The sequence below is a fragment of the Microseira wollei NIES-4236 genome (genome assembly GCF_020521235.1).
GTDB classification, from domain to species: Bacteria; Cyanobacteriota; Cyanobacteriia; order Cyanobacteriales; family Aerosakkonemataceae; genus Microseira; species Microseira wollei.
Genome location: NZ_BLAY01000005.1, coordinates 73,803 through 93,523 on the forward strand (window position 1 = coordinate 73,803; position 19,721 = coordinate 93,523).

A 19,721-nucleotide genomic window follows, 5' to 3' on the forward strand; every position below is an offset into this window, starting at 1 on the left:
ACACCGCATGTGTTATGCCTAGAAGAAAAAAGACGTTCCTGTGCGGTCACAAAGGATACGGGCAAGTTTGCCATCTTTGTGTCCAACAACAGGTAGAACGGGACCAAAAAAAACAGCAAAAACTAGAGTGGGAAGCTACTTTCGCAGCAGATCCGATCGATCTAAGGGATTTGCCCAACCACGTAGTCGTCAAGGCTCGCGTGGTAATTGCTGCGTTGCAGAACCAAAGGCATTATACAGAATTTGGTGGCAAGCGACTGCGACACGATCGCTTTGTCATCAGCATTCCCATTACCCGTAATTACCGCATGATCTGTCGCGACTGCGGGAGCGTCCTGGTTCCCTGCCAGGTCTTGTCCCACGAAGATTATAATGTCCGCAAACCAGGAGGATAGGGCAATTTTAGATTTTAGATTTTAGATTTGAGATTGTAGTAAAGTGTGGCTGAAAACGAGCCAGCTTGACTACAATCATGTTACATTTGAATGGACTCAGACATTATATTTTTTATGGCTCAGTATCAAAAGGTTGAATATCGTATCGGCAAAGACGGCAAAATTGTAGAAACCGTACTTAACGGTGTGGGTGAGAGTTGTACTGCCAATACTGCCGGACTCGAACAAGCACTGGGTGAAGTAGAATCTCAAGAACTGCTCCCAGAATACTATCAAGATGAAGAAAACGTGACGATCGATCAAAACCAATCGCAGAAAATGGGTAATGGGTAATGGGTAATGGCGTTCCCAGGCAGGATCCAGGGAACGAGGGTAATGGGTCAGAGGTAAATAATTACCCGTTACCCACTACCTCTTTACCAATTAGCAATTAGCAATTAGCAATTACCTAATATGGATGACACCAATTTATTCTGGTTTGGTTTGGTTCTGTGGTTGGTTATTATTTTGCTAGGCTTCAGCTTCTTTGGTTCTCAGAACGACGTTGAGGATAGCGATAAAAAAGATCCTGCTACTGCAAAAGAAATCGAAGAATTGCGGCAAGAATGCTTGCGACTTCGGGAACAATTGCAGCAGCAATCAAGCCAAGTGACTGCCGATTTACAGAATAATACCTTCTCGCAATTACAAAGCCTATTGACGAACTATCCCAGCGTTCGTCAAATGGTGAAAGCGAAACCAGATTTACCAGCTAAAAATCTAATTTCGCTGTTTATTCCATTGGATAATATGTTGAAAAGTTGGGGATATGAACCGATTGGTTCGCCTTGGGAACAAGTGCCATATAATCCCCAACTGCATCAAGCTGATACCGATGATATGACGGAAGGGGAGTTAGTTTATGTCCGGTTTGTCGGGTATAGAGACAATTCGCGCATCCTTTCCCCCGCCAAAGTTAGCCGCACTTTACCTATTCCCTCTAAATAATAAGCAGGTGAGCAGGGGAGCGGGAGAGAATTATCCAATTAGCAATTAGCAATTAGCAATTAGCAATTACCAATTACCCAATGATTATTGCCATTGATTTTGGGACTAGCAACACGGTTGTTTCTACGTTAGATCCGGTGACGCAGACGCCACGGACGTTGAGATTTAATGAGATTTCGCGGTTGTTTGAAACGCCGGGTGGTTCGGTATCGGTTGTGCCGACTTTAGTGTATGTCCAGAAAGACCGAATTGCGTTTGGGGAGATGGTGCGATCGCAACGTCTCTCCTCTAGTCAACCTGAGCGTTTTTTTCAATCCTTTAAACGCGATTTAGCTGCCGATTTTCAGCCGCCACCTCGTCAAATTGATGGCAATAGTTACTCGGCAGAATATGTATCGGAACTGTTTTTAAAAGAAATTTGGCAGCAGCTATCATCGGCACAAATTAACCCAGATCGGGTAATATTTACCGTTCCAGTTGGTGCTTTTGAGCGATATTTAGACTGGTTCCGCGACGTAGGAGAAAGATTAGGAGTTCCCGAAGTTCAAATCGTCGATGAATCCACCGCCGCCGCGTTAGGTTATGCGGTCAAAAGACCCGGTTCTCTAGTTTTAGTCGTAGATTTTGGCGGCGGAACTTTGGATTTAAGCTTAGTTCGCACCGCCGCCGCAAGTGGTGGGAAAAAAGTATTAAAAGCCGAAGTAATTGCTAAATCAGATGCTTACATCGGCGGAGTTGATATTGATGCTTGGATAGTCGAACATTATTTGCGGAAAATTGATTCATCGCGAGAAGAAATCAAAGAAATCGGCTGGCAGAATTTATTAGAAATTGCCGAAAGATTGAAGATTCAACTTTCAAATGCACCAGAAGCGCAGGAAAGTTGGTTTGATGACGAGAATTTTATTGCCCACGATTTGAGTTTAAATCGCGATGAATTAGAAGAAATATTAGAAAATCAGCAATTATTAGCACAACTGCGGGAAGCTTTAGATGAAGTGTTGGCGATCGCTTACAGTAAAGGCGTGGCTAAATCGGATATAGAATTAGTCGCAATGGTGGGGGGTAGTTGTTTAATACCCGCCGTGCAGCAGTTGATTATATCATACTTTGGTAAATCGCGCGTACAAGTTGGCAAACCATTTGAAGCGATCGCTCACGGTGCGTTAACCTTACCTCAAATAGTAGAAGTAGAAGATTACTTGCGCCACGGATATGCAATTCGTTTGTGGGAACCGCAAATTAAAACTTATTCCTATTTGCCATTATTTGAAAAAGGTAGTAAATATCCCTGCAAATCGGATGAATCGCTGACATTGCAAACAGCCATTGATGGACAGCGAGAAATTCGTTTAGATATTGGGGAAGTTGCAGATATATCCCAAGCAGAAGTCACCTTTGATGCGAGAGGGCGAATGACCAGCAGTCACTTGCAACATCAATCGCAATATCGGTCATTAGAAAGCCATCACGAACAAGTTTGCGTGGCACATTTAGATCCGCCTGGAAGAACTGGAATCGATCGAGTTGAGGTATCTTTTGAAGTGAATGAAGGGCGGATATTATTGGCGACAGTCAAAGATTTGCTGACGGGGAAAGTGTTAGTGGAAAGGGGAGCGATCGCTAAACTCCAGTAAGATTGTTAAATCCCCAGCCCGCCCGGAAATAAATTTCCGGGCTAATAGCGAAAATCCATTAAAATGTATTGAAGAGTTATCAAGTCCTCTTGAGAGGACTTCAGCTATTAGCCAGGGAATTGATTCCCTGGCGGATGCTAGCAATCAACGAGAGATTTCTGATAGCGATCGCTAAACTCCAGTAAATTAGCTAAAATTCAGGAAAGGCAGTACTTGTACTTTGGAGGATAAAAAATATGACGACCTTATACGATGAGATTTTCAGAGTAGCCTTGTCCTTACCCGCAGGGTTACGCGCCATGCTAGCCGAACACTTACTCAAAAGTCTAGATTCGGCACAGCAAGCTGAAATTGATGCACTTTGGGCAGAAGAAGCAGAGAGAAGAATTCAAGAAATTGAGCAAGGTACTGTTGGGTTAATTCGAGGCGAACAAGTATTTCAAAAATTACGCTCTAGGGGTCAGTAACAGTAAATTAGCTAAAATTCAGGAGAAGCAGTATTGATTAAATTGGATCTGATTCAAGCGATTGACCTGGAAAAAATGAGGAATTCAATACTTGCTCTACCTCATAAACACACTCTTGCGGAAAATCTTTATAGCTTAAAGAAGTTTCGCGTACAGCTAAAGCTAGCCCGTACTGATAAGCTTTTTCCAATGCTTCGGGTAAATAAGGCTTCAAGCTAGGACTTTCTTCCAACAAATCTGAAATTTGATAGCGTTGCTCCCGAATGGTAGCAACCCAACTTTTAGAGCGGTTTTCGGGTTGAAACTCCCACTTCAACAAATGTCCTAGCAAAACTCCCAAACGATTCCTCAGTTCCTGTCGCTGTTGCTTGCCCAAAGATTCAATCTCCTCAACCAAATTTGAGATATCTAAGCGCTCCCACGCACGATCTTGAAGAAATTTTACCTGTTCCTGCGTCCAGGCATAAAAGTCAATTTCATAAAGTCCAGAAGAATTAGGTATAGGCTCGTTAAAGTCAGGAGAAATTACTACTTTACCGCGATCTAACCCTGGAATTCTCGGTAATGAGCGATCGACAATTGGCACTATACGGGCAATAGGAGTCCCTCCTTGAGAAATAATTACTTCTTCTCCTGACAACACTCGACGCAGCAATTCGGTCAAGTCTGCCTGTAGTTCTGGGAGTTCTACAGTGTACATATAATCGCTCCGACTTTGACGATACTACTATGCTGGCACAATCGAATACCCTTGTCTGAAACATACCATAATGGTAAGAGTGTAGAGGTCAAGGCACAATGGCAGAAAATCCCAATCAACCCAAAGAATATGATGCCGTCCTGGGCGGACAAAACTCACCCCCCATCTACGCCGCTGTCTTAGGCGGAATTGAGGGAGTAAAAAAACGCCTCGCCAGTCCAGTTGTAGAAGTCCGCATCGCCGCACTTTCTGACGCGCTCAAGTATGGAGAGAAAGGCTTAAATTTAGTACTGCAAGCTTTGCAAGATGAATCAATGCAGATGAAATTTGCTGCCTATTCCTTACTCAAAGACAGACAGGAACCAACAGTCAAGCAGCAGTTAGACAAGATTCTCCCTTTGTTTGATTTTGAAGTAGTGACAGTTGATGCTTTTGGAAAAATAAACAGTCGTCGCCGTCACTATGCCCAATACTTTACAGAAGATTTGGGGGATGGAGTCAGCCTAGAAATGGTATTGATTCCCGGCGGGACATTCCTAATGGGTTCACCGGCAACTGAGAAAGGTCGGGATGACAACGAAAGTCCCCAACATCAAGTCACTGTGGATACATTTTTTATGGGGAAGTTTCTTGTTACTCAAGCTCAGTGGAAGGCTGTAGCAGCCTTCCCCCAAATCAACATTAACCTAAATCCCGATCCATCCTACTTCAAAGGCAAAAATCTACCTTTAGAGCATATATCTTGGAACGAAGCACAAGAGTTTTGTGCCAGACTTGCTAAAAAAACTGGCAAGATTTATCGACTGCCTTCGGAAGCCGAATGGGAATATGCTTGTCGTGCGGGAACAACTACACCTTTCCACTTTGGTGAGACAATTACTACTGATTTGGCTAACTACAGTGGACATACTTACGCCTCTGAACCAACGGGGAATCGCTGCTCTCAAACAACAGAGGTAGGAATTTTTCCCCCCAATGCTTTTGGCTTGTACGATATGCACGGCAATGTGAACGAATGGTGTGCCGATCATTGGCACGACAATTACGATGGCGCACCTTCAAATGGAAGTGTTTGGGAATTAGGCAGAAATGATACATATCGGCTGCTGCGCGGTGGTTCGTGGAGCCAACCTCCTAAGTACTGCCGTTCGGCGATTCGCAACGCCGATCTTGCGGGCAACAGTCACAGCTTCAACCACGATTTTCGGGTTGTCTGTGCTGCGGCGTGGACTCATTAGCCCTTTATCCTCTTGCCCTTTTGCCCTTTTCCCTCTTTTCTTTTCCCTTGCCGCCTGCGGCGGCTCAAAAATTTTTGGGAAATTGGCAGCAATATCCTCTGTTGAATCAGCTTTCTACAACAGGATTGACGCAAAGAAACCCGTGTTCTCGGAAAAATCGTGGGTTTGGCAACGAAAAGAAATCAAGGTAGAAACAATTGAGTTTTTGAAGTCCCTAAACTCAAATTATTCAAATCGTTTTCCGAGAAAGAAATGGGTTTAGGTATAGTTTTCTAAAATGCAGCAGAAAAACGGGGCGCGATCGCGATTATTTACTGCTAATGTCAGTAGTAGTTGCGACCTTCTTGATTCGCGGTCTGCCTAGCTTTACTCGCCTCGTTTCAATGCGCGAGCGATTTTTATCCAGGTAATCTTTCAGGTTTTCTAGGCTGACCTCTACTGTTTTACCACCTTTCAAGTAGACTGTTACCATAATTGAACTCCCACGTTATTAAGTTAGGCGATCGCGTTTCCATTGTTTGAGACACCACACTCTACCAGTGTAAACCACCGCAGCGAATGTCTAAGACAGGCTAAGCCAAAGCATCCCCCAACCTCGATCACTACAACTATAATACAAAAGGCCATCCACTTTAATTGCTGCAATGGCACAAAATCAGCCAAGATCCTACGATGTCGTTTTAGGGGGACACACGCCAACTCCCATCAATGCTGCCGTTTTGGGAGGCGTTGCAGGCGTGAAGCGGCGTTTAACCAGTCAACACGTCGCTCAACGAGTAACAGCACTTTCAGAAGCGCTGAAATATGGACAAGCGGGGATAGATTTAATCTTTCAATCCCTCAAAGATGAATCTTGGCAAGTGAGTAAAACGGCTTACTTGCTGATTCAAGACTGTGAAGAATTGACTTTAAAACGGGCATTACAAGAATACAATCCCTATCAATTATTTGAATGTTTGCACAAACATTCTATGGCAGGTGCGACAACTTATTCTGTGGCGATTAGTGCCGATGGACAATATCTGGTGAGTGGGGGAAGCGATAAGAAAATTGTTGTGCGATCGCTCCACACCGGCAGAGTTATTCGCACCCTCTCCGGACATACCGATGGCGTCAAATCTGTCGCGATTAGTGAGTCGGGACAAACCATTTTTAGTTGCAGTTGGGATAATACCATAAAAGTCTGGAATTTGCAATCAAGTAAAGCCTTGGGAGATGGATTGTTGCATACATTTGCAGCGAGTGAAGCCGGTGTGAATTGTATCTGCATTGCACCCGAAGCAAAGACTCTGATAGCAGGTAATGAAGACGGAACGATTGGATTGTATAACTTAGAAAAACAGGCAAATTTTCGCAGCTTGACCGCCCATAAACATGGGATTAAATCCATTGCCATAACACCAGATGGAAAGATGTTAGCCACAGGTAGCGCCGACGAAACAATCAAAATTTGGGATATGGCGACTGGGGAATTATTGCATACCCTTGAAGGACATTCAGAATGGGTAAAGTGTTTGGCAATTATTCCCGATGGAAAAACTCTCTTTAGCGGCGCGCAAGATAAAACAATAAAACTGTGGAACTTACAGACAGGAGAATTATTAAATACCCTAGAAGGACATTGGGATGAAGTAACCTCAATTGCTATTAGTCGAGATGGAAACACCCTGGTGAGCGGCGGGGGAAATTTAGATCAAACTATTAGGATATGGCATTTCAAGACCGGGACGCAATTGCACGTTTTAGAAGGACATTTTAATGGCATATCCTCGGTTGCTATGACTCCAGATGGAGAGAAGATTGTTAGCAGCAGTTGGGATAAAACAATCAGAGTGTGGGGGGCGCGATAATTTTTGATTTGTCGGGGTGGGTTTTACCAGAAGACTATGAAAAAAACAAACAATCTGAATAAACCCGCCCCCATTGTTGGGTGATAATAAAGATGCGAGCGCATATAATTTCCATTTACTCTAAAACAGAATGTTGAACCGCTAAAAGAGTAATATCATCAAATTGCTCCGCCCCTTGAGTATGGGATAAGACATTCAGACTAATATAGTCTACAATATCGGAAGCTTTCGGGGGGCAAAACTGAAGCAAATGACGTAACTTTTCAATCGTAAAAAATGAGTTTTGACAATCCCGCGCATCCGTCACTCCATCGGTAAAACCGAACAAAATTTCATTGGGTTGGAGATAGACTTGACTAATGCTAAATTTAGCATTAGATAAAATCCCGATCGCTGGACTGGTAGAAGTTAATATCTCTCGGATTCCCGCCTGCGGATTGAGGATAAAAACTGGTTCATGTCCCGCGTTAATATAGGTTAATAGTCCCGTTTGTGGATCGAGTACGCCAAAAAATAAGGTGGCGAACATGCCTAAAGAACCGTGATGACGGGCAACATAATCATTAGTTAAATTCACAGATTGTAACGCATTTAAATGAGCTAGATTAACTGTACTAGAAGAACCGATCCATCCGGCTTTAGGTTGATACATTTCTAATAAATTAGATGCCGTTCCTCGCAATTTTGTTTCTTGAGAAAAGATGCGGATGAGACTGCGAAATAGTGCCATAAATAAAGCGGCTCCTACTCCCTTATCACAGACATCAGCGATCGCAATTCCTATGGCATTATTCGATAATTCAAAAATATCATAGAAATCCCCCGCCACTTGTCTAGCTGGTTTAAAGAAGGCGGAAAATTCCCAACCTGATTTAAGATAAATTTGTTTTAGCTCGTCACTGCTTGGTAAAAAGTTAAGCTGAATTTGTCTTCCTTTTTCCAATTCTAAGTTGAGAGTTTTTGAGTAAATTTCTATTTGATCGTAGCTATTTTTTAGAGCAAATTCTGCTTGCTTTCGCTGGTCAATTGCCTGATAAATTTGTTGATACATTTCCTGAAAAGTAAAAATTACTTCTCCTAATTCATCATTGCGCTTGAAGAAATTAGAATCAAACTGAGGATTGGGTTGATCGTAACAAATACACTCAGCCGCTTTTCTTAAATCTTTTCTCAAGTTAACGATAGGAGCAATTACGATTCGCTGGAGTGCGTTCCAAGTTCCGGCTGTGACAAATAAAGAGATAATTATCACTAACCCAATAACTCGTAAAATGAAACCGCGTACTCCTCGAGCAACCATTGTGGCATCATGGCGCAGAATCAACAGATAATCTTTACCCAATTCTACAGCTGTCCACGCTACATCATATCGAGATAGTTGATAATCTAATAAATCCTTTTTTTCAGCAGCATCTACATCTTGAAAAATTAATGCTGGCTGTTCGCCAAATGTTCCCACCCTCTGACCATTAGATTGATAAAGAGAACCGCCGACAATTACAGAACTTCCTTTCAGATTCGCCAGCAGGTTTAAAACATTTTCTGGAGAAGCTTGGGGAGGAGAAACTTTCATCAAGATTGAAACTTTCTCGGTGGAAATTTGTCTCAATTGACCGAGTAATTCTTGTTCTCGTCGCAGCACAGAGGGAACTAAAACGATCGCTTCGATGACGATAACACTGGTAAACAACCAGAAAACCACCCGTCTGGATAAGCGAGTTTTAAGAAGTTTAGCGAGTTTATTTAACATATTTATTCAGCCAGATGACGATAAACAACTAAAATATTGCGATTGCGATCGCCCACTCTCTCGTAAATAAATCTATCCACACCTTGAATCGCTAAATAAACTCCTAATCCTCCGATTTTTCGTGTTGACAAAGGTTTGTCTAAATCATCAGGAGTTCCTTGTTCTATAGGATCGTAGGGGATTCCCGTATCTTCGAGACAAATAGTTACAGCATTATCATCAATGTCTACGTTTAAATGGATATCGCCTTGCTTTCCCACCGCTTCGTAGCCATAACTAATAATATTGGTGGCGATCTCATCTACCGCGAGACGTAATCGATAAGTTGCTTTTTTATCTAACTTGGCATTGCTAGCTACAGCTAACACATACTCAGAGAGGGTATCTAAAGAATCAAAGCTTGCTGATAAAATTAGAGATTGCATGGTGTTTATGCCTGGAGCGTGAATGCTAGATAGCTCAAGTTGCTAGTTATCTCTCTGGGAGCGGCTAATGGATCGATTGGTAAAAATCCAAGATTAGCAATTAGCAATTAGCAATTAGCAAGCTTGCAACGCCAAAGTTTATAACTAGCAACTTGCGTTAAACAATATTGACACTATGATGAAAACCGACTGTTTTCAGAGTAGAGACGATCGTTTCCGATGCCCCGGTAATATCAATATCTACCTGAGAACCCATTTTCTGTTTAGCGAATACAAGAACGCGCAATCCGGCACTAGACATATAGGATAAATTTCCCATATCTAAAATCAGTTTTCGGATCGCTTGTTTGGCAGTTTGTTCGATAGTTTCTTGAAAAATTGCGGCGGTATTTGTCACGATTTCGCCCGTCAGGGTAATCGTTGCCACTTGATCGATGATTTTTAACTCTGTTGTCAGATTCATATTATTTGCCTACTAGAATAACAATCGAGCGATCGCCTACTAAAATCCCCGTCTGATTCTCTAATAACGGTTCTTTTCCCACTTGCCAAATATCATGAGGATGAGGACATCCCGTATTAGCGAAAATGTGCCATTGTAAACCAGAAGGTAAGCCCGGTAACTCAAAATCGAGAGGACAATAGTGCATATTCATCGCTACATAAATATAGTCATCTTGCGCGTGTTTACCACACAATAGAAAAGCGAGAACGCGACTAGAATTAGACCAATCCGCAGACCATGCTTTAGTGCCATGCCATGATATATCTGCGTAGCCACTGCCCATCCTATCAGTATGATGGAAATGAGCGGCATTTCTTAACGCAGAGTGGGCATGACGAAAGGCAATACAAGTCTTAAAAAAATGGAATAACTCAGCATTTTTGTCTAGAAGTTGCCAATCTAACCAATTTAATTCGTTGTCATGACAATAGGCGTTATTATTTCCTTGTTGGGTTCGTCCCATCTCATCTCCCATCAGAATCATCGGCACACCTTGAGAGATCGTTAATATAGCGATCGCATTTTTCATCAACCGCTGTCTTAGGTTTAAAATATTGGCATCTTCCGTCCATCCTTCTGCCCCACAATTCCAACTATAATTATCATTTCCCCCGTCCTGATTATGCTCTCCATTGTCATGATTATGCTTATCGTTATAAGAAAACAAATCAGCAAGGGTAAAACCATCATGGGCAGTAATAAAATTAATTGAAGTCGTCGGTGGTCTGCCAGAATGTGCGTACAGATCGGGAGAACCTTGGATTCTTTGCGCCATTTCTCCGACGCATCCCTCATCTCCCTTTAAAAATTTACGGATACAATCGCGATATTTGCCATTCCACTCCGACCAACGACCGAAAGCGGGGAAAGATCCAACTTGATACAATCCCCCCGCATCCCATGCTTCAGCAATTAATTTGCATTTAGCCAGAATCGGATCGAAAGCGAGGGATTCTAATAAGGGAGGATTAGACAGCGGTTTACCCCAAGGATCGCGACCAAGAATAGTTGCTAAATCAAAGCGAAATCCGTCGATATGATACTCACTTGCCCAATATCGCAAACAATCTAAAACCAGATTTCTGACAATCGGATTATTACAATTGAGCGTATTTCCCGTGCCGCTAAAATTAAAGTAATAACCTTCGGGAGTCAGCATATAGTAAGTTTTGTTATCCAATCCGCGAAAAGAAATTGTTGGACCCCGTTCGTTTCCCTCAGCAGTATGGTTAAAAACCACATCTAAAATTACTTCAATGCCGACACGATGCAAGTCTTTAATCAGCGTTTTTAACTCATCTACCTGCATTCCCCATTTTCCTGTAGATGCGTAACCCGCTTTCGGGGCAAAAAAACCGACGGGACTATATCCCCAATAATTGACTAATAATTCTCCCGTTTCGGGATGGATGCGAGAATTTTCAAACTCATCGAATTCGTAAATTGGCATCAGTTCGATCCCATTAATTCCCAGTTCCTTAAGAACGGGAATTTTTTCACGAATTCCTGCAAACGTACCCTGATGTTTCACCCCGGAAGAAGGATGCTTAGTGAACCCGCGCACGTGCATTTCATAGATAATTAAATCTTGAGCCGGAATTTCTAAAGGTCGGTCATCTTCCCAATCAAAATCATCGAAAGCAATCCGCGCGCGATGTTGATAAATATCCTGCCAATTAGGCGGTATTCCCCACTTATCTCGACCGCCAATAATTTTAGCGTAGGGGTCTAAAAGTATTTTCGTTTTATCAAACCAATGTCCTGCTTCTGGGTTAAATTCCCCATCCATGCGATAGCCATACTCTAAATTTTCGTAGTCGAGATCGAAAACAACCATACTGAACGCATTCCCTAAACGAAACTCATCGGGAAAGGGAATTTCAGCGAAAGGTGCGGCAGCATGTTTTTCAAACAGGACAAGAGTACAAGACTTGGCATAACTAGAAAAAATCGAGAAATTCACCCCGAATGGCACTAAAGTAACGCCAAAAGGAAACGGTTTCCCGCGTCTAAGTTTGAAGGTTTGATAACGATGAGTGGGATGGATATCGATGCGTTCCATAGTAGGAGATTGGGTTTATTGCTAATTGGTAATTGGTAATTGGTAATTGGTAATTGGTAATTGGATTTATTGGTAGTAGGGGCGGGTTTAACGAAATATTTCTTGGTTCCAATCAATGGTTGGTAAAACCCGCCCCTACTTATTTAATGAAGTAGGGCTAAACCCGAATCTAGAGTGTCGCTGATGGTAAAAAAATTGAGAAAACCAGTAACTGCCATCGTGTCGGCGATTTCTTCGGATAGTCCTACTAACACTAACTTTCCATCGAAAGCGCTAGTTTGACGGTAGAGAGAAAGAAGAAAGCGTAAACCCGCACTGGACATATACTTGACTTGTGACATATCGAGGAGAATTTTATTACCCGAAGTTGCTAGGGGCAAAATTTTTGCTTGAATTGTGGGCGCTGTGTTGGTGGTAATGTCTCCTGAGAGGGAGACAACAGTTATAGTTTCTAAGGGATTGATGGTGATTTCCATAGGTTTAATTCGGCACGATTTGAACTTTAACTTTTACCCTGTCTTTGCTGTCGGGGAGAGCGATCGCTAATCCTTGGGGAGCGAAATTGGTGTATTTTTCTCCGTCAATCTCACACGCTCCTATCTTGATACTGTTTGGGGGTAAAATATCGGGTGATACTCGAAGAATTCGCTGGTCAAATCCATCCGCTAGGGGTTTAAAATAGAAGTCCATCGGCTGTTTATAAATCAGTAAATTCGTGTAAACTGCCGCCAGATAACATAATTCTGTAGAGTGATAGCCACTCATGGAATGGGAACTTTTATTGCGTTCGTTTCCTCCTGCTAAATAAGGCATTCCGTTCGCAAGGACATTGAAATAAACGCCCCCATCTTCAGTGTCGAGAAACCATGCGTTGTAAAATGATGCAGCTTCTTGCGCTAGTTGGTGATATCGAGGGTTTTTCAGACAAGCTGCGAGGATGTAATAGGCTAATATTGCTTGTTCCTGTTGCCACCAAGCTTTGCGATCGTGCCAAACAAAACGATAATATGATTCGTTGTTTTTTAAGCGACGTTCTACGACATCATACCATCCTCCCCTCGTGCGATCGCTTCCCACCTCCGGCATCAGATCGGCGATTTTGCAGGCTAATTCCAAATATTCAGATTTCGGTTTAATATTGTACATCCGCATCAGATTCCAAGCGATTTTCAAGTTATGTCCCACCACGGCACGATCTTGCTGCCATCCCCAGGATCGATCCGGTGACCAATCAGCATAAAATCGTTCTTGCACGAAGGGGCTATATTCGTAATCGGGAAAGCGTTTCACAATCGTATCGCAAGTATTTTCTAGCATTTGAAAATACTTTTGCTCTCCCGTTGCTAACCAAAGGTTGATTAGGTAAGCAGGGGCATGATCTCCGATAGAATTCCAGTTTTTTTTGCCTTTATTGTCTCCTAATGCTTCGCTATGAGGATCTAAAGTGACGGGATCTAGATGTGAGAAATAGCCCCCATACTCGCTGCGATCGCGGAAAAACCGATCGAATAGTCTAACCGTCAATCTTGCATCGTTGAGAATGCGAGAATCGCCAGCGATCCGATAGGTTTGAACCGGACCTGCTAGGGCATATATTTGTTCGTAGGCAGGGATAGCATAGTAATCATCGCTAAACTCGGAAGCAAAGATTTTTTGTTCGAGTTTATCCTTGACATTGATCCCGTGATACCAATAGACAATCTCGTTATCAATGTCCAAAAATCTCATGTGTTCTCGCAGATATTCTGTTCCCTTCTCCGCTGCCTCTAAAAACGGTTCTTCCCCCGTCATTAAATAAGCAGTAGCAAAACCATAAACTAAGCGAGAAATAGTATCAGTTTCTTGACTGTAGTTGGTCGTAGAACGAATTCCCGCTAGACTAAGATGAGTCCGATAGTCACGATAATCGATGCCATCTTTACCAAACTGGGCATTTAGATAAAAGTTAGCCAAAGAACGAACTTGATTTACCCACCAGGTAGGGTTTTCAAACAGAAAACCCTCGACTTGATAACCGACAAAAACCAGGAATTTCACCTCGAAATCGGGACTATTAGGATAAAAAATCCCATAGGCATAAAGATAGCGTCCCGATTCTAAAAGCGATCGCATTTTCCCCGTAACATCAATGTAACTTTCATCCAAATTTTGTAACATTTTGGCATAAGCCATCGGACTGAGGACTGCGTGAAATTCTTCTCCAGCGCTGGTTTTGATGCCTAAGCGATCGCCATCGGGATTAAAATAGGTGACATACCCCGCAATTAGGTCAGAAGTCGGTGTTTTCATGATTTTTCTATCTGAGACAAAAACACAGTCATAAATTCTTCGACGACACCTGGATGTCTAGCAGAAATTAAATTTCCATCCACATAAGTTGCGATCGTTTCGCCGCTTTCATAAATTGCGATCGCTCCTGCATTCTCCACATCGGCGATAATATTATGAGCGCAGGTGACTTTTTTACCTTTTAGAAGCGTTCGATCGGCACAAAACAACCACAAACTATGACAGATAGTGCCAATTTTCAATCCTTCTGTATGTACCGCTTGGCGCAGAAATTCAACCGCTGGTGCTTGACTGGGTTTCCCCGCTTCTGGATTTACTTGATACCGCAGTCTATCCATCGCGTAACCCCCGATTAAAATCAATCCTTTGTAATCCCTGGGGTTAACCGTTTGCAAGTCAATTGTTACCGTAACTTCTGCTTCGCGATCGTTTCCCTTGAAAGTGAGTTTTTCTTGTCCCCAAAGATGGGAAATATATTCCACTTCATACCCCCACTGAGGGAAGAATTCATTAAACCGTCGGTACTCAGTTTCGTCAAAATGTTCCTCGATCAGTACCCCGATTTTACCTTTGATTTCCTGGTTCATTATTTCCTTACAACTCGATCAAATTGACTAACTCATCGGGCGCATAAACATCTCGATAAAACGTTAATTGTTCCGTTTTCAGATACACTCCACCTTGATGTCCCCGCCTTAAAAAGGTGACATTTCCTTTCGCTAATGTCTCATTCGTTTCGTCATCTACACATTTCCATTCAAAGTAGACGACCTCGTGATGAAACATCACAATGGGCCAACACATAGTCACGTTTGGTTGTGCGATCAATGCCCACCAATGTTTTTCTCGTTCTTGTTGTTCTTTCAAGCCAAAATAGCGACCATCTTGACATAGATACACCAAATCCTCGCGATATTCTCCGGTTAAAATATCTCCTCTTCCTTGTCTCAAAGCCTCGCAATGAGTAGGCCACCATTCTTGATTTTCTTGCTCGATTTGTTCGGCAGTATAACTAGAATTGATGCTGGGCAATTCTGCTTGCTTTTTGGCGCTCAATTCTTCAGCGAATTGAATTAATTGACCCTGCATATCCTGGGAGATTAATCCTGGTCTTGAGTAATCTGCCGATAAGTTTTGGTAGTAGTTAACTCGCTTTTTCATTGCCGATATTCCCTTGATTTTTGGTAATCTTGCCGTGCCTTTTCAAACAGTACTTTTGCTTTCCTTAAAACTTGATTAAACTCTAACTGTTCTCCATTCGGGCCTTTGCAATAAACCAGCGTCCAACCCTCAAAGTCTCCGAAATCGGCACCGTAGAGTTTGCAAGAGTTATATTCAGATGCAACTTGTTGCCTTTCTGCTTGCGATCGCACTGTCACAATCCGGTTACACTTGACTTGATCCATCCCCCTTTTATGACATTCTGTTTCTAAATCCTTGACAAATTTATCCACATCTACATCATCTTTGAGATAAAAAGAGATGTGCATAGAATTGACAAAAGCAGGACTAGAATAGGCATGTTTTGCCGGAAAAGCATTACTTCCGTTCGGTGCAGCATTAGCATCTCGATACTGAAGAATTTCCAGAACCACATTATCGAACTGAATAAAATAAAGGTCTAACTTTTCCGTCCCATCTCTGAGATTAGGCACGCCAAGACTTTTCGGATCGACCCCCTTTTCTATTGCCTCAATTTCTTCCTTTTGAAATAGGGTATTGTGCATTGTATACCCGGCTAAACCGATTTCGGGAATAATAATTTTACCTCCCAGAACCTCGGTATAGAATTCTAAGGCTTTTCCCATATCTTCGACGGTGATACCAAAGTGATGCACTCCTTGAATTTGTTGACTTAAAGCCGATACAGGCTGAGATTCAAGCATGTGTGAGGATGGAATAGTAGTCATAGCCTAGTGATAGTTTTTTGGGTGTCTAGATCGTTTACAGTGGAGCGTATTCTTTGTGAGGTACAGCCTTAAGGCTTTGTGTGCGGGCAGCATTAATGCTGCCCGCACACCGCGAAGGAAGGTGTACCTTATACGGCTGCAATCCGCTGTATACGAGGATTATCATCGTTTGGATTTAGACAGTTTCAGAATTTTTCTTTTTTGCTTTATTCACCAGCCTGCCGATGCCTAAAACGCTTAAACCCATGACTAAAGAAGGTTCGGGAATCGGTTGCTGAACATCAACCCCTGAATTGTCAACTTGAAACGCACTACGTACATCGTTTCCATTGGCATCGGTTGCGGTTAGAATCTCGATAATTCTCAGATCCGACAAACCATCATCCATCAAAGCCGATCCGACTCGATAGCTAGTCGTGAATAAATCGATTGTCGTATTCGGCGCAACACCAGAACCACTTAAAGTTGCGCCTCTCACCTCAGATCTGGGATCGGAAAGATCGATGGTGAAAATATTTAGATTGGGAAATACTGCCTGACTGCTGCTATTATCTAAACCGATTAACGGTAATTCAGCCGCATCGCGAGCAACGCTAAAAACTAAATTAGTTAAATTGGCTGTTAATCCATCAGTATTGAGGCGAAAGGTGAAATTAATCACATCTCCGATATTAGTCGAGCGAGCGAAAATTGGATCGCTATCTAACTGCGTCCCTCTGGGAACTAGGCTTAAAGAAGCACTGTAAGCAGGCATTCCGACTAAAAGTAAAGCGGTGGTAGCGGCTAAACTGCCCAAACCTAAAGATGTCGTAAATTTCATACAACTTATCTCCTAATGATAAAATTTTCCCTGACATAGGGAGGGGGGAACAGTTCAAATACCCCAACTAAAATTCAGCTTATAAGCTGCACCTGCAGAATGACAATGGAAAAAATATTGATTTAGTAAAAATAGTTGATTGCCAACTTTTTCGAGCAATAAATCCAAAACAACTTTTTCAGCGTAGTAGTAGTTATGGCAACTTGTTACCGATAAAAAGATCGCAATGATGAGCATAGATAATCTTGATGCAGCAAAGTCCTCATTCGATCGCACCGCAGGGTGCTTGTGTCTTTCGAGACAAACAATCTCTAGCCCTTTCCCTTTCCCAGATCGCCCGCAATTAAGTGAAATTTTTAGCTATATCGACGCTAATTACTGCCAAAACATTGGTTTAAAGGATATATCCCAGGTTTTCGGCTATTCCCCTTCCTATCTCACCAATCTGGTGCGTCGTTTGACAGGAAAAACCCTTTATCAATGGTTAATCGATCGCAGAATGTTTCAAGCACGCTACTTGTTATTAAACACCGATCTGCCCGTTCATCAAATCGCTAGATCGGTCGGTTACGAGGATTCGGGGCACTTTATCAAGCATTTTCGCCAACATCACGCTTTACCTCCGAAAACATGGCGAGAACATAGGAATTAGCAGATCGTATCTGCGCTAGTTAGGTCTGCGATCGCTACCCAAAACAAGAATCATAGAATACAAAGTTTTGGGCGATGCGATCGCCCCTAAGAGAAAAAACACAATGCCAGAAAACCCGAACCAACCCAGAGAATACGATGCCGTCTTGGGAGCGTTGTTATAATCAATGACATAACCCCTGAGCTAAACTCGCTGGAGGAAATGATCGGTATGATTCAGACTCAGAAAAAGCTTTACACATTTGAAGAATATCTGAATTATCATGATGGCACCGATCTGAAGTATGAGCTGTTTAATGGAGAGCTAATTCCCATGCCACCTGCCAGCGGATTACATGCACTAATTCTGGTGTTTTTACTCATTCAATTTAATGCAGAAATCCAAAGGATAGGTTTAAATTGGCTAGCTATGCCTGGGAATGTTGGCGTTCGCACGGGGGAAACAAAATCTAGAATTCCAGACTTAGTAATTCTCTCGGAAATTCAAAGGGAATCAATTAGAACGATGTCGTCTGCTGTTTTAGAAGTTCCGCCTATCCTGGCAGTGGAAATTGTCAGTCCGGGAAACTCCCAAGATGATTATCGCTACAAACGTTCTGAATATGCCGTGCGAGAAATTCCTGAATATTGGATCGTCGATCCGATGCAGTCTAAAGTTTCTGTCTTGCTACTGGTTGAAGGCTTTTATGAAGTTACAGAATTTACAGGTAAGCAAATAATTAGATCGCAAACTTTCCCTGAATTGACGTTAACGGTTGAGCAAGTTTTGGCAGCTTAAATAGAATAAATGAGAAACGCCCGCACTCTAAAGCATGGGGCTACACAAACCAAACCCACCGACCTGGGCTAAAATTCTTGCAGGCTGCTCTGGCAGCCAAAGTTTGTATAGCCGCGCCCTTCAGGGTGTCGGATTTTGGCGAAGGTATTGTCTAAAAAACCGGGTTTCTGCCCCAGATACATCAGTTTTGTTAATATAAAGGAAAAAATCTCATGTCAGAAAATCCCAATGAACCCAGAGAATACGATGCCGTCTTGGGCGGACAAAACCCGCCACCAATCTACGCCGCTGTCTTAGGCGGAATTGAGAAAGTAAAAAAACGCCTCGCCAGTTCAATTTTAGAAGTACGCATAAACGCACTTTCTGACGCCCTCAAGTATGGAGATAAAGGATTAGACTTAGTTCTGCAAGCCTTGCAAGATGAATCATTCGAGGTGCAATTTGCTGCCTATTCCTTACTCAAAGATAGACAGGAGCCAAGAGTCAAACAGCAGTTAGATAATTGCTTCCCTTTCTTTGAATTTGAAGTAGTGACAGTTGATGCTTTTGGACAAATAAACAGCCGTCGCCGTCACTCTGCCCGATACTTTACAGAAGATTTGGGTAATGGAGTTGGAATAGAAATGGTTGCAATTCCAGGTGGAACTTTCCTCATGGGTTCACCGGAAACTGAGGAGGGTCGGCTTAAAAACGAAAGTCCTCAACATCAAGTCACTGTCAAGCCCTTCTTTATGGGCAAATATCCCATTACTCAAGAACAATGGCAAGCCGTGATGGGAAATAACCCTTATTTTAAAGGTGGAAAAATACCTGTAGAAAAAGTATACTGGCAAGATGCCATCAAATTTTGTGCCAAATTGTCGCAAAAAACCGGGAAAAATTATCGCCTACCCAGCGAAGCAGAATGGGAATATGCTTGTCGTGCGGGTACAACGACACCTTTCCACTTTGGCGAGACTATTACCCCCGATTTAGTCAATTACAACGGAAACTTTCCCCACGCTTCTGCGCCAAAAGGACTTTACCGACAAGAAACAACCCCGGTGGGGAGTTTTCCGCCTAATGCCTTTGGGTTATACGATATGCACGGTAACGTTTGTGAAGTGCGATTCGTTTAACCTAAATTGCTAAGAGGTTAGCTGGGGTAAAACCCTAGACAACTGATTACATTTGTAGGTGAAAGTCCTACCCTCCAAGTGCAGGAGTGAAAGCGTAACCCCTAGTTTGATGGGTAGCAACCAACAGGCTAAAGCGGGG

Annotated in this window: 22 protein-coding genes and 1 pseudogene; 10 read left to right on the forward strand and 13 right to left on the reverse strand. The window is 42.6% G+C overall.

Annotation, left to right across the window (positions count from 1 at the left end; genetic code table 11):
- The first annotated feature begins 14 nt into the window (after positions 1-14).
- From MiSe_RS03100 to MiSe_RS03120, 5 genes are all read left to right on the forward strand, one after another.
- Positions 15-395, forward strand: a complete 381-nt coding sequence (locus MiSe_RS03100; protein ID WP_226574660.1) for a DUF7682 family zinc-binding protein — start codon at positions 15-17, stop codon at positions 393-395.
- A gap of 114 nt (positions 396-509) precedes the next feature.
- Positions 510-728 carry a DUF2997 domain-containing protein gene (locus tag MiSe_RS03105; protein ID WP_226574661.1) on the forward strand — a complete coding sequence of 73 codons (219 nt, stop codon included), beginning with the start codon at positions 510-512 and terminating at the stop codon, positions 726-728.
- 120 nt (positions 729-848) lie between these two features.
- Positions 849-1,382, forward strand: a complete 534-nt coding sequence (locus MiSe_RS03110) for a nucleotide exchange factor GrpE (RefSeq protein ID WP_226574663.1) — start codon at positions 849-851, stop codon at positions 1,380-1,382.
- An 80-nt stretch (positions 1,383-1,462) separates the two neighbouring features.
- Positions 1,463-3,019 carry an Hsp70 family protein gene (locus MiSe_RS03115; RefSeq protein WP_226574665.1) on the forward strand — a complete coding sequence of 519 codons (1,557 nt, stop codon included), beginning with the start codon at positions 1,463-1,465 and terminating at the stop codon, positions 3,017-3,019.
- 236 nt (positions 3,020-3,255) lie between these two features.
- Complete coding sequence (locus MiSe_RS03120) at positions 3,256-3,486, forward strand: addiction module protein (protein WP_226574666.1); 231 nt, start codon at positions 3,256-3,258, stop codon at positions 3,484-3,486.
- A 37-nt stretch (positions 3,487-3,523) separates the two neighbouring features.
- On the opposite strand, the gene MiSe_RS03125 is transcribed toward MiSe_RS03120, so the two are convergent.
- On the reverse strand, positions 3,524-3,988 hold the full coding sequence (locus tag MiSe_RS03125; protein WP_226574712.1) for a DUF29 domain-containing protein: 465 nt from the start codon (positions 3,986-3,988) through the stop codon (positions 3,524-3,526).
- 78 nt (positions 3,989-4,066) lie between these two features.
- Positions 4,067-4,186 (reverse strand): annotated as a pseudogene (locus MiSe_RS53615) (type II toxin-antitoxin system Phd/YefM family antitoxin); the annotation flags it as partial.
- Positions 4,187-4,284: 98 nt separating this feature from the next.
- Between MiSe_RS53615 and MiSe_RS03135 the strand changes: the two are divergent.
- The gene (locus MiSe_RS03135; RefSeq protein ID WP_307731158.1) at positions 4,285-5,424 is read left to right on the forward strand and encodes a formylglycine-generating enzyme family protein; all 1,140 of its coding nucleotides are present in this window, start codon (positions 4,285-4,287) and stop codon (positions 5,422-5,424) included.
- A 307-nt stretch (positions 5,425-5,731) separates the two neighbouring features.
- On the opposite strand, the gene MiSe_RS03140 is transcribed toward MiSe_RS03135, so the two are convergent.
- Positions 5,732-5,896, reverse strand: coding sequence for a hypothetical protein (locus MiSe_RS03140; RefSeq protein WP_226574668.1), 165 nt, complete (start codon positions 5,894-5,896; stop codon positions 5,732-5,734).
- A gap of 172 nt (positions 5,897-6,068) precedes the next feature.
- Here MiSe_RS03140 and MiSe_RS03145 point away from each other — a divergent pair, with 172 nt between their 5' ends.
- Positions 6,069-7,274, forward strand: a complete 1,206-nt coding sequence (locus tag MiSe_RS03145) for a WD40 repeat domain-containing protein (RefSeq protein ID WP_226574670.1) — start codon at positions 6,069-6,071, stop codon at positions 7,272-7,274.
- A gap of 115 nt (positions 7,275-7,389) precedes the next feature.
- Here the strand turns inward: MiSe_RS03145 and MiSe_RS03150 are convergent, their stop codons facing one another.
- The 10 genes from MiSe_RS03150 to MiSe_RS03195 all read right to left on the reverse strand — a co-directional run bounded on the left by MiSe_RS03150 (position 7,390) and on the right by MiSe_RS03195 (position 17,035).
- Positions 7,390-9,024: a PP2C family protein-serine/threonine phosphatase gene (locus MiSe_RS03150; protein WP_226574672.1), complete on the reverse strand. Its 1,635-nt coding sequence runs from the start codon at positions 9,022-9,024 to the stop codon at positions 7,390-7,392.
- Positions 9,025-9,026: 2 nt separating this feature from the next.
- Positions 9,027-9,449 carry an ATP-binding protein gene (locus tag MiSe_RS03155; RefSeq protein WP_226574674.1) on the reverse strand — a complete coding sequence of 141 codons (423 nt, stop codon included), beginning with the start codon at positions 9,447-9,449 and terminating at the stop codon, positions 9,027-9,029.
- A 157-nt stretch (positions 9,450-9,606) separates the two neighbouring features.
- Positions 9,607-9,912 (reverse strand): anti-sigma factor antagonist, encoded by a 306-nt coding sequence (locus MiSe_RS03160; protein WP_226574676.1) that lies wholly within the window; start codon positions 9,910-9,912, stop codon positions 9,607-9,609.
- Position 9,913: 1 nt separating this feature from the next.
- Positions 9,914-12,016 (reverse strand): glycogen debranching protein GlgX, encoded by a 2,103-nt coding sequence (gene glgX / locus MiSe_RS03165; RefSeq protein WP_226574678.1) that lies wholly within the window; start codon positions 12,014-12,016, stop codon positions 9,914-9,916.
- 143 nt (positions 12,017-12,159) lie between these two features.
- The gene (locus tag MiSe_RS03170; RefSeq protein WP_226574680.1) at positions 12,160-12,492 is read right to left on the reverse strand and encodes an anti-sigma factor antagonist; all 333 of its coding nucleotides are present in this window, start codon (positions 12,490-12,492) and stop codon (positions 12,160-12,162) included.
- A gap of 4 nt (positions 12,493-12,496) precedes the next feature.
- On the reverse strand, positions 12,497-14,305 hold the full coding sequence (locus MiSe_RS03175) for an AGE family epimerase/isomerase (RefSeq protein WP_226574682.1): 1,809 nt from the start codon (positions 14,303-14,305) through the stop codon (positions 12,497-12,499).
- Positions 14,302-14,892, reverse strand: a complete 591-nt coding sequence (locus MiSe_RS03180; protein WP_226574684.1) for a DJ-1/PfpI family protein — start codon at positions 14,890-14,892, stop codon at positions 14,302-14,304. The genes MiSe_RS03175 and MiSe_RS03180 overlap by 4 nt, the downstream gene beginning before the upstream one ends.
- A gap of 7 nt (positions 14,893-14,899) precedes the next feature.
- Positions 14,900-15,466, reverse strand: a complete 567-nt coding sequence (locus MiSe_RS03185; protein WP_226574686.1) for a hypothetical protein — start codon at positions 15,464-15,466, stop codon at positions 14,900-14,902.
- Complete coding sequence (locus MiSe_RS03190; RefSeq protein WP_226574688.1) at positions 15,463-16,215, reverse strand: VOC family protein; 753 nt, start codon at positions 16,213-16,215, stop codon at positions 15,463-15,465. The genes MiSe_RS03185 and MiSe_RS03190 overlap by 4 nt, the downstream gene beginning before the upstream one ends.
- Before the next feature lie 175 nt (positions 16,216-16,390).
- A complete protein-coding gene (locus MiSe_RS03195) occupies positions 16,391-17,035 on the reverse strand; it encodes a hypothetical protein (RefSeq protein ID WP_226574690.1) in 645 nt (214 codons plus the stop codon).
- 226 nt (positions 17,036-17,261) lie between these two features.
- Between MiSe_RS03195 and MiSe_RS03200 the strand changes: the two genes are divergently transcribed.
- The 3 genes from MiSe_RS03200 (at position 17,262) to MiSe_RS03210 (ending at position 19,582) form a co-directional block, all read left to right on the forward strand.
- Positions 17,262-17,687 (forward strand): helix-turn-helix transcriptional regulator, encoded by a 426-nt coding sequence (locus MiSe_RS03200; protein WP_226574693.1) that lies wholly within the window; start codon positions 17,262-17,264, stop codon positions 17,685-17,687.
- A gap of 210 nt (positions 17,688-17,897) precedes the next feature.
- Positions 17,898-18,464: a Uma2 family endonuclease gene (locus MiSe_RS03205; protein WP_226574695.1), complete on the forward strand. Its 567-nt coding sequence runs from the start codon at positions 17,898-17,900 to the stop codon at positions 18,462-18,464.
- A 212-nt stretch (positions 18,465-18,676) separates the two neighbouring features.
- Positions 18,677-19,582: a formylglycine-generating enzyme family protein gene (locus MiSe_RS03210; RefSeq protein WP_226574697.1), complete on the forward strand. Its 906-nt coding sequence runs from the start codon at positions 18,677-18,679 to the stop codon at positions 19,580-19,582.
- The last annotated feature ends 139 nt before the right edge of the window (positions 19,583-19,721 follow it).

Bases quoted from the DNA above. Each gene is read 5' to 3' on its own strand.
- MiSe_RS03100 (WP_226574660.1), top strand. From the start codon at position 15: ATGCCTAGAAGAAAAAAGACGTTCCTGTGCGGTCACAAAGGATACGGG.
- MiSe_RS03105 (WP_226574661.1), top strand. From the start codon at position 510: ATGGCTCAGTATCAAAAGGTTGAATATCGTATCGGCAAAGACGGCAAA.
- MiSe_RS03110 (WP_226574663.1), top strand. From the start codon at position 849: ATGGATGACACCAATTTATTCTGGTTTGGTTTGGTTCTGTGGTTGGTT.
- MiSe_RS03115 (WP_226574665.1), top strand. From the start codon at position 1,463: ATGATTATTGCCATTGATTTTGGGACTAGCAACACGGTTGTTTCTACG.
- MiSe_RS03120 (WP_226574666.1), top strand. From the start codon at position 3,256: ATGACGACCTTATACGATGAGATTTTCAGAGTAGCCTTGTCCTTACCC.
- MiSe_RS03135 (WP_307731158.1), top strand. From the start codon at position 4,285: ATGGCAGAAAATCCCAATCAACCCAAAGAATATGATGCCGTCCTGGGC.
- MiSe_RS03140 (WP_226574668.1), bottom strand. From the start codon at position 5,896: ATGGTAACAGTCTACTTGAAAGGTGGTAAAACAGTAGAGGTCAGCCTA.
- MiSe_RS03145 (WP_226574670.1), top strand. From the start codon at position 6,069: ATGGCACAAAATCAGCCAAGATCCTACGATGTCGTTTTAGGGGGACAC.
- MiSe_RS03150 (WP_226574672.1), bottom strand. From the start codon at position 9,024: ATGTTAAATAAACTCGCTAAACTTCTTAAAACTCGCTTATCCAGACGG.
- MiSe_RS03155 (WP_226574674.1), bottom strand. From the start codon at position 9,449: ATGCAATCTCTAATTTTATCAGCAAGCTTTGATTCTTTAGATACCCTC.
- MiSe_RS03160 (WP_226574676.1), bottom strand. From the start codon at position 9,912: ATGAATCTGACAACAGAGTTAAAAATCATCGATCAAGTGGCAACGATT.
- glgX (WP_226574678.1), bottom strand. From the start codon at position 12,016: ATGGAACGCATCGATATCCATCCCACTCATCGTTATCAAACCTTCAAA.
- MiSe_RS03170 (WP_226574680.1), bottom strand. From the start codon at position 12,492: ATGGAAATCACCATCAATCCCTTAGAAACTATAACTGTTGTCTCCCTC.
- MiSe_RS03175 (WP_226574682.1), bottom strand. From the start codon at position 14,305: ATGAAAACACCGACTTCTGACCTAATTGCGGGGTATGTCACCTATTTT.
- MiSe_RS03180 (WP_226574684.1), bottom strand. From the start codon at position 14,892: ATGAACCAGGAAATCAAAGGTAAAATCGGGGTACTGATCGAGGAACAT.
- MiSe_RS03185 (WP_226574686.1), bottom strand. From the start codon at position 15,466: ATGAAAAAGCGAGTTAACTACTACCAAAACTTATCGGCAGATTACTCA.
- MiSe_RS03190 (WP_226574688.1), bottom strand. From the start codon at position 16,215: ATGACTACTATTCCATCCTCACACATGCTTGAATCTCAGCCTGTATCG.
- MiSe_RS03195 (WP_226574690.1), bottom strand. From the start codon at position 17,035: ATGAAATTTACGACATCTTTAGGTTTGGGCAGTTTAGCCGCTACCACC.
- MiSe_RS03200 (WP_226574693.1), top strand. From the start codon at position 17,262: ATGATGAGCATAGATAATCTTGATGCAGCAAAGTCCTCATTCGATCGC.
- MiSe_RS03205 (WP_226574695.1), top strand. From the start codon at position 17,898: ATGATTCAGACTCAGAAAAAGCTTTACACATTTGAAGAATATCTGAAT.
- MiSe_RS03210 (WP_226574697.1), top strand. From the start codon at position 18,677: ATGTCAGAAAATCCCAATGAACCCAGAGAATACGATGCCGTCTTGGGC.